Origin of the sequence: Halobacillus sp. A1, from assembly GCF_024189295.1 — a bacterium.
In the GTDB taxonomy this organism is placed as follows: domain Bacteria; phylum Bacillota; class Bacilli; order Bacillales; family Halobacillaceae; genus Halobacillus_A.
The window spans coordinates 1-10,752 of record NZ_JAIZEN010000043.1; the positions used below are offsets into that span (position 1 = coordinate 1).

12 protein-coding genes are annotated in these 10,752 nt (G+C 47.0%); 9 read left to right on the forward strand and 3 right to left on the reverse strand.

The window, feature by feature from the left end; all coding sequences use genetic code 11:
- Positions 1–426: 426 nt before the first annotated feature.
- From spoIIQ to LF817_RS19680, 6 genes are all read left to right on the forward strand, one after another.
- Positions 427–1,371 carry a stage II sporulation protein SpoIIQ gene (gene spoIIQ / locus LF817_RS19655; RefSeq protein ID WP_483867079.1) on the forward strand — a complete coding sequence of 315 codons (945 nt, stop codon included), beginning with the start codon at positions 427–429 and terminating at the stop codon, positions 1,369–1,371.
- A 293-nt stretch (positions 1,372–1,664) separates the two neighbouring features.
- Entirely contained in the window at positions 1,665–1,943 is a 279-nt protein-coding gene (gene spoIIID / locus LF817_RS19660; RefSeq protein WP_253937513.1) for a sporulation transcriptional regulator SpoIIID, read from the forward strand.
- Positions 1,944–2,113: 170 nt separating this feature from the next.
- Positions 2,114–3,115 (forward strand): rod shape-determining protein, encoded by a 1,002-nt coding sequence (gene mreB, locus LF817_RS19665; protein ID WP_253937514.1) that lies wholly within the window; start codon positions 2,114–2,116, stop codon positions 3,113–3,115.
- A gap of 15 nt (positions 3,116–3,130) precedes the next feature.
- Positions 3,131–3,958 carry a flagellar hook-basal body protein gene (locus LF817_RS19670; protein WP_253937515.1) on the forward strand — a complete coding sequence of 276 codons (828 nt, stop codon included), beginning with the start codon at positions 3,131–3,133 and terminating at the stop codon, positions 3,956–3,958.
- Positions 3,959–3,973: 15 nt separating this feature from the next.
- Entirely contained in the window at positions 3,974–4,783 is an 810-nt protein-coding gene (locus LF817_RS19675) for a flagellar hook-basal body protein (protein ID WP_253937516.1), read from the forward strand.
- Positions 4,784–4,802: 19 nt separating this feature from the next.
- Positions 4,803–5,069, forward strand: a complete 267-nt coding sequence (locus LF817_RS19680) for a DNA-directed RNA polymerase subunit beta (protein ID WP_253937517.1) — start codon at positions 4,803–4,805, stop codon at positions 5,067–5,069.
- A 256-nt stretch (positions 5,070–5,325) separates the two neighbouring features.
- Here the strand turns inward: LF817_RS19680 and LF817_RS19685 are convergent, their stop codons facing one another.
- Positions 5,326–6,666, reverse strand: coding sequence for an IS4 family transposase (locus LF817_RS19685; RefSeq protein WP_253937518.1), 1,341 nt, complete (start codon positions 6,664–6,666; stop codon positions 5,326–5,328).
- A gap of 632 nt (positions 6,667–7,298) precedes the next feature.
- On the opposite strand from LF817_RS19685, the gene LF817_RS19690 reads away from it, so the two are divergent.
- Together LF817_RS19690 and LF817_RS19695 are read left to right on the forward strand one after the other, a co-directional pair.
- Entirely contained in the window at positions 7,299–8,630 is a 1,332-nt protein-coding gene (locus LF817_RS19690) for an FAD-dependent oxidoreductase (RefSeq protein WP_253937519.1), read from the forward strand.
- Positions 8,581–9,711 carry a class I SAM-dependent methyltransferase gene (locus tag LF817_RS19695; RefSeq protein WP_253937520.1) on the forward strand — a complete coding sequence of 377 codons (1,131 nt, stop codon included), beginning with the start codon at positions 8,581–8,583 and terminating at the stop codon, positions 9,709–9,711. The genes LF817_RS19690 and LF817_RS19695 overlap by 50 nt, the downstream gene beginning before the upstream one ends.
- 44 nt (positions 9,712–9,755) lie before the next feature.
- Here the strand turns inward: LF817_RS19695 and LF817_RS19700 are convergent, their stop codons facing one another.
- A complete protein-coding gene (locus LF817_RS19700) occupies positions 9,756–9,902 on the reverse strand; it encodes a lmo0937 family membrane protein (protein ID WP_253937521.1) in 147 nt (48 codons plus the stop codon).
- A 144-nt stretch (positions 9,903–10,046) separates the two neighbouring features.
- Between LF817_RS19700 and fabZ the strand changes: the two genes are divergently transcribed.
- Positions 10,047–10,469, forward strand: a complete 423-nt coding sequence (fabZ, locus tag LF817_RS19705; protein ID WP_253937522.1) for a 3-hydroxyacyl-ACP dehydratase FabZ — start codon at positions 10,047–10,049, stop codon at positions 10,467–10,469.
- 175 nt (positions 10,470–10,644) lie between these two features.
- On the opposite strand, the gene LF817_RS19710 is transcribed toward fabZ, so the two are convergent.
- Positions 10,645–10,752: IS3 family transposase (locus tag LF817_RS19710; protein WP_253937276.1), on the reverse strand; the 108-nt coding region annotated here is incomplete at its 5' end.

The following is a 10,752-nucleotide window of genomic DNA, read 5'->3' on the forward strand; positions in this document are numbered from 1 at the left end:
CCGCTTATGATTCAAAGGGAAGTCCTCCTTTTGATGTTTGTATTTGGTTGTACAAATGCATCTTACGGGAGGGCTTCTTTTTATTCAAGAGGTACAAAATTAATCCCACAGGAATCTCCTGTGGGATATGGCGGGTTAGGTGAGACCCCGGAAGGCGAAGCCTGAGGAGGCTCAGCGCACGCCCACGGAAAGCGAATCGTTTCCCGGAGCCCTTTAACACTCATTAACAGCTCGGAATTGTTTACTTAACCATCCAGTTCCCCCGCAAGAAAGCGAGTTGATTTCCCGCCACCTCACTACTTCCCATAATAACGAACCCATAATAATCCCCTCTATATAAGCCTTTCCACCCTCCCCAATAAAATTTTTTCTAGTCATGTATATATTTCCATAAAAGCGTTCAAACTGTTTCTTGAGGTGATGAACATGAGAGAGGAAGGAAAGAAAAGCGTGACTAAACTAAAGTTCAAACGCTTAATGCGCAAGAAATGGCTTTACCCTGCAGTATATCTGACAGTAGCAGCGTTGGTGTTGGTAGGAGTGTTCTGGTATCAGCAAAGTTCAAATGATGTCGCTGATCAGCTTAATGACGAAAGCCAAGTAGAAAACGATGTGTTTGTGAACGAAGATGGTGAGGAAGCAGTTCCTGTAACGTCTCAAGATGAGAATTTGGAAATGCCAGTCACAAGTCAAGAAGATGCAGCGATCGTAACGAAGTTTTTCGACTATGGAGCAACAGATGAAGAACAGGAAAGTGCACTAGTCCTTTACAACAATAAGTACTACCAGAGCAAAGGCGTCGATATTACTCAGAATGAAGGGGAAGCTTTCGAAGTGACAGCCGCTCTATCAGGCGCTGTAACAGAAGTGAAAGAAGATCCGTTGTATGGTAATGTCGTAGAACTTACTCATGATAACGAAGTGACCACCGTTTACTCCAGCTTAGCTGATGTACAAGTCAAGTCTGGCGATGAAGTAGAACAAGGTGATGTGTTAGGACAAGCGAGTCAAAGCTCTTTTGGCAAAGACAGCGGCGTTCATGTACACTTTGAAGTGAGAAAAGACGATCAGCCAGTCAATCCTGAGAATTTCTTTGGACAAGCAGTCAGCTCGATCGAAGCAGCTGAAGCTGTGACGGAAGACGGAACTGATGGATCCGAGGATTCTGAAGAAGCGACAGAAGAAGATGCACCTGAAGAAGAATTATCTGAGACTGACCTTGTTCCTGAACTAGATCAGGATGAAACGCCTGAAGGGGAAGATCAAGGTACACAATCTGATGATTCGTCAGAAAATGAAGAGGATGCAGATGTAGAAGATCCGACGGTAGATGAGGATAGCTCTTCATCTCGCTCAACAACTCAATCATAATCAGCAAAAAATATTGCAATACCCACGTGCTAAAAATGGAGGCTGCTTCGGCCTCCATTTTTTTATGTCCTCAAATAGGTGGACGAGCGTATGATCCGAAATTCCTGTGCCAAAACACAATCCTGCTGTAAAGATAGAGCATATCTCCCCTGTATTGATAATAGAATGAACATAACCGAACAATCGGTGCCATCCAGGGTGATCCATCAAGAGCTCCACTACTATCATAGACGCTGATACCCTATCCCGTCTCACCATACCCCTTGGATAGTCAATCACAGGAGGCGAGAGATGTGCATGACTACATCAAAGAGCGAACCATCAAGACAGGTGAGTACATTATCGAGACGAAAAAGACAGTACGTGTGATTGCGAAAGAGTTTGGAGTTTCCAAAAGTACGGTGCATAAAGATTTAACAGAACGGCTTCCAGAGATCAACGCCCCTCTAGCAAAAGAAGTGAAAAAGATCCTCGACCACCACAAAGAAATCAGACATCTCAGAGGAGGAGAAGCCACACGAATGAAATACCGCACAATAGGAAAAGATACACCTGCAGAGCCCACACATTAAGTTTCCGACTTCCTCCCGGGTCAATCCACCCCCTTTTCGCATGCAACTTTTTTCTTAAAAAATAATACGAACAATTCCACTTTGTGATAAAATAAAGAACTAGATGTATGTTACTTTCAATCAACCGATATTGACATAGTTTTTTGATAAATAGGGAGGATTTACTCAACATGTTTGCGCGAGATATAGGAATTGACTTAGGAACAGCGAACGTACTTATTCATGTAAAAGGAAAAGGAATCGTACTCAATGAACCATCGGTCGTAGCTATGGACCGCAATAGCGGAAAAGTGCTTGAAGTCGGAGAAGCCGCTCGCCGTATGGTCGGCCGTACGCCTGGCAATATCGAGGCGATCCGTCCTCTTAAAGATGGAGTGATTGCAGATTTTGACGTAACAGAGGCCATGCTGCGTCATTTCATCCATAAGACGAATGTGAAAGGATTCATGTCGAAGCCTCGCATGCTGATCTGCTGTCCGACAAACATTACGAAGGTTGAGCAAAAGGCGATCCGTGAAGCGGCCGAGAAATCGGGCGGGAAGAATGTCTACCTTGAAGAAGAGCCGAAAGTCGCAGCGATCGGTGCCGGTATGGAAATTTTACAGCCAAGTGGGAATATGGTCATAGATATCGGTGGAGGAACGACAGACGTAGCCGTCCTGTCCATGGGAGATATCGTGACAGCGTCATCCATCAAAATGGCCGGAGATAAGTTTGACGCGGAAATTCTGCAGTACATTAAGAAAACGTATAAGCTTTTGATTGGGGATCGAACGGCGGAGAATATCAAGATCGAAGTCGCAACCGTTTTTAAAGGTGCCCGAAATGAAGAAATCGACATCCGCGGCCGTGACATGGTCACAGGTCTGCCCCGTACGATTACCGTGACGTCCGAAGAAATCGAAGTGTGTCTTCGTGAATTGGTCCAGACGATTACGCTATCAGCGAAGCAGGTTCTAGAGCGCACACCGCCTGAACTATCTGCGGACATCATCGACCGCGGAATCATCATGACAGGTGGAGGCGCGCTTTTGCATGGAATTGACCAAGTTCTTGCGGAAGAGCTGAAGGTTCCTGTTTTTGTAGCTGAGAACCCAATGGACTGTGTAGCTAAAGGGACAGGCATCATGCTTGAGAACATCGATAAAATTACTCGAAATAAAATCGGTTAAAAGGGAGCGATCGTCTTGCTGAGAGGATTCAATACGGCGGCATCAGGAATGATAGCCAACCAGCGTATGCAGGAAACACTATCGAACAATATAGCCAACTCCGATACACCCGGCTACAAAGCCGACCAGGGCACGATGCGGGCTTTTCCTGAACTGCTGCTGCAGCAAATGGGAGGAGAAACGATCCCTGCAAGTTCTGGCGGATTGACGCTGCCGACACAAAAGGAGCTGGGCTCTCTGAATACAGGTGTTTATATGCAGGAAGCCGTGCCTGAATTTTCTCAGGGCGATGTAAGGGAGACAGGGAACACAACAGACCTGGCTCTCTTACATGGTGACGTACCGGACGAAGAAGGATTCTTATTTTTCAATGTACAAAATCAAGACGGAGATGTCCGGCAGACGAGAAACGGGAATTTCACCGTTGACGGCGAAGGGTTTCTGACGACGAACCAGGGCTACTACGTGCTGGATGATGCCGGAGAACCGATCCAGACGGATGGCATGGAATTCACCGTCCAGGATAATGGGACGCTTGAGATCGACGGAGAAGAAACGGAGCTTGGCCTTTCTTATACAGCGAACGCGAACGACATGGTGAAAGAAGGCGATGACCTCTACACCGTCGGAGAAGATGGAGAACCTGTCGTTAATGCACGTGATATCGATGGCGTTGATTTTACCGTACAGCAGAACGTGCTGGAAGGATCAAACGTTGATCCAGCCCGGATGATGACGGAAATGAATAATACATACCGTAACTTCGAAATGAACCAGCGCGCACTGAAAGCCTACGATCAAAGCATGCAGAAAACCGTCAATGACGTAGGAAAATTAGGATAAGAAGGGGAGCCGTCTATGAATCTATCGATGATGCAAGCATCCAACACGATGGGGCAGCTGCAGCAAAAGCTCGATTTAATCGGAAATAATATGGCCAATACGAACACTACGGGCTATAAAAGCAGACAAGCTGACTTCGCTTCCCTGCTCACCCAGCAGATCAACAACCAGTCTGATGAGGAAGCGGAAGTCAATCGTCTGACGCCAGACGGCATCCGAATCGGTTCCGGAGCGAAGCTCGCCCATACGAATATCGATTTGACGCAAGGCACGATGCAGGATACCGGGCGCGGCCTGGATATCGCTTTACTTGAAGACAATCATCTGTTTCAATTGCAGACAGAGACCGAAAATGGTGTCGAAACGCAGTACACCCGGTCAGGAAACTTGTACCTCAGTCCGCTTGATAACGGCGAGATGATGCTGACCGCCTCCAACGGCAGTCCGATTCTTGATAATAACGGCGAGCCGCTGACGTTCGCTGAGAATTTTCAGGATCTGCAGGTGCGTGAAGACGGAGCCATCGTCGTCCAGCGTGATGGGGAAGAAGCGGTAGAAGGACAGCTCGGCATCGTAGAAGCCGTTCGTCCGCGCATGCTTGAAGCAACTGGAGAAAATCGTTTCCGTGTACCGGATGACGCGGCAGACGGCGTAATCGTAGAGGCTGACGGTCAAGTTCGTGCCGGAACGCTCGAATCTTCGAACGTCGATATTGCCAAACAAATGACAGACATGCAAAATGCGCAGCGAGCCTATTCATTCAATTCCCGATCCATTTCGACCGGCGATGAAATGATGGGACTCGTCAATCAATTAAGATCATAACGTAAGGAGAACCAACCCAATGGCAACTGAGGAAAAGAACAAAAATGTAAAACAGCAGAAAAAGCAAACGAAAGGTGAGAAAAAGCCTGTCGAAAAGCGCCCGTCTTCTTCAAGACGCCGCGCAGTTCCAATTTGGCTTCGGATCGTCCTCGTTCTCGTACTCAGCGTCGTGGCTCTCGTTGTAGGCCTTATGATCGGCTATGGCGTCATCGGGGACGGAAATCCGCTTGATGCCTTAAACTGGTCAACATGGCAGCATATCATTGATATCATGAACGGCAATTAATGTCGGTTGTGATAAAGCACGAGCTCTTTTAAGGGCTCGTGCTTTTTTTTCTGCATTCCGATACTTTATGAGAGGAGAGGGCGCATGGGAACGAGTCGCTTTCCGCGGGAGCGCGGTGAGCTTCCCATAGCCGTCAAGCTAGTAAATCATTCTGATTTAGCTTGATAGATGAACACCTTAATTTCCTTTATTTTACAGTAGATATCCTATCAAAGGCTGAATGTGTCAAGGGGCTGAAAAAACAATCATTCACCTCTTACTTGTAAGTTATCCCTAAAACATCAAATGGGCTGATATGGTTTTTTCTGTGCTCTTTTCTCCCGTGTATTCTGGCATTCTCGTGCACGAGCCTAATCATGAGCGTCACCTGTTCTCCCCCTGTTTTGACAGCCGTTATCAGGTAATGTAAGGACTCTCTCGCTGTGTCAATACACTTATATTCACTAGCTTCTGCTTGGTGAATCGTGTGTAAATACAATCTACATTGAAACGCCAACATAGAGGAGAGAAGAATTTCAATCAACGTTCCATACAAATGACATTCAAAGCGTGCTTGTTTCATCTTTTGAACCTCATCGATTTCAAATAAGGACTTCCATGTTTTAAATAAGATTTCGATTTGCCATCTCAGGGTATACAGAGGATATAGGTCTTGAGCCTTCAAATTCTCATGTGTTATATTGGTCACGAGAATTTGGATAGAGTTTCTTTCTTGGGCAGAAAGGGTCTGGTGGCCTTTCTGCCTTTTTAATTGTAAAGCTCTATCCCGTCTTTTGCGCTGTTCCGTGGTGAGCTTTCGTGCGACCACTCGTGCCACAAAGGAATTGCGAGAATCTCCACCAACCTTGATGAACCCGTAGTCGATCGTTTCCCCTCCTCTACAATCTTTCAAGTCCTCCTCAGGTTTAACCTGAGTCCACCCTTCTTTTGTACTCCCTAACCAAAATTTCGTCTGGCTTGGAACTCGTGTGATTAAAGACGCTTCCGTTTTGAAAATTTCTCTTATGATGCTTGCCGAATAATATCCTAGATCGCGCAAAAGTAAATCACCCGGCTGGTGGGTCCCTAAAACGTCTCGGGCTGCATCCTTATCGCTTTTTGATTCACGGCTGACGGAATGATAAAGAAATTCACCATTAAGATATTCATATTCCAGTTGTACTTTTACCCCATGGCCTTGAACGCCAGGATAATCCTTATAGTTCCTTGGGAGGCGAAAGGATGTCGCATCCATAATTCGAATGCGAGAGAATAAAGAATGGTTTTCCAACATAGAGGAGACCTCTCCCTGTTGATCAGCTAAGCGATCATAAATCTGTTTTAAGAACGAAACAGCCTTCGTATTAAACCGTTCGTTCAAGCCCTGTTTGGTTATAGTGGTCAAGTATTCGTAACTGAATTTGGTGCTTAAATTGCGCAAGCTTTTTTGACTAATCGAATGTTGAAGAAACGTACATAGAACGAGAAAAGCTTCCGGGGTTAGTTTTCCTTTTCGCTGTTGAAACCCTGTTTCATAAGCCGTTTTTTGAATGAAATCAGGGTGGAATGTCTGACGAATAACTTGGGACATCGCTTTGATTTGTTTATCGAAAACCATAAAATCATCCTTCCTTAGAAATTTCTTCTAGAAGGATAACGTTTAGAGAAGGGAAAACAAAATCGTTTAGCTTAGCTTGACGGCTATGGGTGAGCTTCCTCATGCGCTTCGCGCCTTCCGGGATCTCACCATGCACTTTTGTCCCGCAGGAGTCTCCCCGTTCCCCTGCGCCCTATACAAAATATAGATCGGAATGACGATAACTTTCTTGAAAAAGAAGTATCTGCTAATCGGCTGATTTTATTACCTGGTTTTTCTCAAGCAGGATTTCGTTTTTCTCCAACGAGCTGAGTCCAGTCCCGTCTAAAGCAGAGTAGTGTTCCGTTCAATTATTATCGGGTAAGGGTTTTAGGAAACGGCGAGACTCCTGTGGGATATGCGGATAAGGGGTGACCCCGCAGGGCTGAAAGCCCGAGGAGGCACGCCATACGCCCACGGAAAGCGAGTCGTTTCCTAAAACCCATCCTCCCAACATCAGGTAACGGAACTGTCCTAGTCGTTAAGCAGCTTTCATTACAATAAAGCATGAAACAATTGCACTCCAATGTTCACAGATGTAATAAAATGTTTCCTTCTCAGCTAATTGTGGAATTAATCTATCATAGAAAAAAACGGGGGGAGGGGAAGCGATAGTGAAAACAGACGTATTCATTGCAGGAGGAGGCGTCGGTGGACTTGCCCTGGCTGTAAAGCTTGCGAGCCGCGGAGTCCACGTGACGATCGCCGAGCAATTGAAAAAGAAATCGAACGCCTATAAAGGAGAGCTTCTCCAGCCGAAAACACTCGCCATACTTGATCGCATCGGTGTGCTCGAAGAGATCGAAGCGAGCGGCCACATCATCGACCAGCTCCGATTTCAGGAAATCAACACCCGCCCTGGTCAGGAACCACCGGAGAACATCCAGCTGACCGAACTGAACTACAGCCGGGTGGCGAGCCGATATGATCACGCGTTGATGGTACCCCACGAACGGACGAAAGACATCCTTCGCGAAAAAGGGCAGACGTACGCAGACTATTTCAACTACTTACCAGGCGCACGCTTTCTCGGGTTTGAAAGCGGAATGGCGCTTATCCGACACAATAAAAAAATCTCCCGCATCCAGGCGCAGGTGTATGTCGGTGCAGAAGGACGCACATCGCCGACGCGCGATGCGATGAACGTAAGCGTGCAGCGGAAGGATTATAACCACCACTTCCTGACCGTCACGATTCCGCGGCCGGAAAGCTTCACCAAAGGAAAAATCATTACAACGACGAGCTGCTTCCTCGGCTTATTCCCACTTCCTGATAACGAAGTGCGGACCGTCTACTTGATCAAAGCCGGGGAATTTAAAAAAATAAAAGAAAAAGGACTGGAGCATCTATACAAAGCGTATGGGAATCTTGAGCCTGAGCTTGCGGAAACCGTCAAATCTCTGGACGATTGGCGGCAGATCCAGCTGATGATTCCGTTTACGTATCATGTCGACAAGTATTACTCCGGCAACCTCGCTCTTATCGGCGATGCAGCTCATACCGTCCACCCGATGGCAGGGGAAGGGATGAATCTCGCCGTCCAGGATGCCGATGTGCTGGGCGAGCTGCTCGCCTGGTGTAAAGAAGAGGGTAAACCGTATCATGAGAACCTGCACTACTACGAAGATGTCCGCAAGCCGCGGGTATCCTTTTTACTCTCGTTAAGCCATATGTCGGCGCTCGTCTATTCTTTTCCGAACCCATGGTGGAGGAAAATACGGATGCGTGCTGTTCAGCGCATCTATGACGATGACCAGCTGCACGTCAAACAAATGCTGAACATATCAGGTCTTGGACGCTGGAATTTCTCCTTGTTCGACCGTGCGATTCAAGGGAGCGTCCTTCCCGTCCGCAGAAAACGGATCAAAGACCATACGCAGCAAAAGCAGCTTTTCAGTGAAGCGGAAGATTATCCGTGGAAATTCGAAGGGAAAGGGAAGGTGTAGTATGAAAAATGAATGGATCACAGCGATGCAGGCACGTAAATGGATGAAGAAGAATGAATCCTTTCTGCCGGTATGGCATGCTTATGTAGGATCAGAACTGCAATTATTCGATCATTTCAGCAAAGCACGAACCATCCAGGACGTAAGTGAGGAAACCGGCTATGCGGAAGATATGCTTTCTTCATGGGTACGCGTCGGCCTCGCGGTCAAACATTTGAAGAGGCGCCCGAACCAAACATTCCGCACATCCAAGAAACGCTGCGCGTCGCTGATCGGCAACAACGCTTCCCCCGGCGTCAAAGCCCTGCTTAAAGAGATCATGGAGCTTCATATGCCGACGCTGCTGAACTATCCAAAATATATGGTCTCCCAGGAGCGGGCCCGCTTTGATCACGAGCTGCACGGAGAAATCGTAGCGGAAACGTCCGCTCTTCTCGAATATTTCGCCATCACTAAAATTAAAAAAATGATCCGTCACCGCAAAGTGAAAACGATCGTCGATCTCGGCTGCGGTCACGGCGGCTACTTGCGTAAACTGGCCGACGAACTTCCTGATGTCGAAATGCTCGGAGTCGACATTAACAAAAACGTCATCGTCAAAGCACGCGAGGAGTCAAGAAACTACCCGAACATCCATTTTGAAGTAGGCGATATCAACTCGTGGAGACCCGATGAAGGGACGGTAGACGTCATATTGATCCATAACATCTTCCATTACATCCACCCTGATTCTCGCCGGGGACTGCTCGATCACTTGAACAGTTACCTGTCAAAAGACGGATTGATTTCCGTCATCACCCCGATCAGCGAAACTGAATTCGGCGAAGCCTTTTCATCCGCATTTAACAGCTTTTTCGTCGCCCATTCCAATCTGTTCGCACTGCCGACGAAATTCCAGCTGAAGGAATTGTCCGAATCGTGCCAGTTCGAGCTGTTCGACCTCGACCCGATCGTCAAAGAAGGTTCCTGGTACACCTTCTGGCTCAGTCCGAGCGTACACGTTAACGAATTGCGGCAATCGAGTCTATCCGGAAGCTCGGAACAGTCGATCAACCGATCACGCCTCACCCGATCTTCATAACAAAAACCGTCATGAGACCCATGACGGTTTTTTAGATGGACGGGCTATGGTTTTTTCCTACCCTTAACCACTTTGTAAATGATGATGATAACGGCAGCTATCAATAATAAATTAATAAGTCCGCCTGCAATATCCAGCACAAGGCCGATAAGCCAGATGGCAAGTATAATGCCGATGATAGTCCAAAGCATATCGTTGACCTCCTTTTTTATAAAAACGATCCTGCCTCTATAAATATCCTAAAATAATAATGTTGAAACTTTTTAAAGAAAATTTTGTCCAAATGAGTCGATACCCTTATAATAGGGGTAGTTTGTACGGAAAGGAGCTTTTCTATGCTAGACATTCAAGAAATCAAAAAAATCATCCCGCACCGTTATCCGTTTCTGCTGATCGATCAGGTCGAAGAGATCGAAGAGGGCAAGCGCGCGGTCGGATACAAAAACGTAACAGCGAACGAACCTTTCTTCCAGGGACACTTTCCTGACTATCCCGTAATGCCAGGTGTTCTGATCACCGAAGCGCTCGCACAAATGGGAGCTGTCGCCATGCTGAAAAAAGAAGAGAACCAGGGCAAACTCGCCTTTTTCACAGGGATCGACAAATGCCGCTTCAAGCGCCAGGTCAAACCCGGCGACCGCCTCAAGCTCGAAGTTGAAATCGTACGCCTCAAAGGCCCCATCGGCAAAGGAAAGGCCACAGCCACCGTCGATGGCGAGCTGGCCTGCGAAGCCGAAATCATGTTCGCCCTGAAATAACCCACCAAGCCGTCCTTTTTTGGGCGGCATTTTTTATTTGATCTGTTTGTATTGTACACACTATTCCGAGACGTTAGTTAGAGGAAAGGGCTCCGGGAAACGGTTCGCTTTCCGTGGGCGTGCGCTGAGTCTCCTCAGGCTTCGCCTTCCGGGGCCTTGGATTGTCAACACAAAACTAGACAATTTCATTAAGGTGTTTCTTCTTAAATTCTATAGGACTAAGGTAGTTGAGAGTGCCATGAATGCGAATATGATTGTACCAGTGGACATAATCAAATAAAGC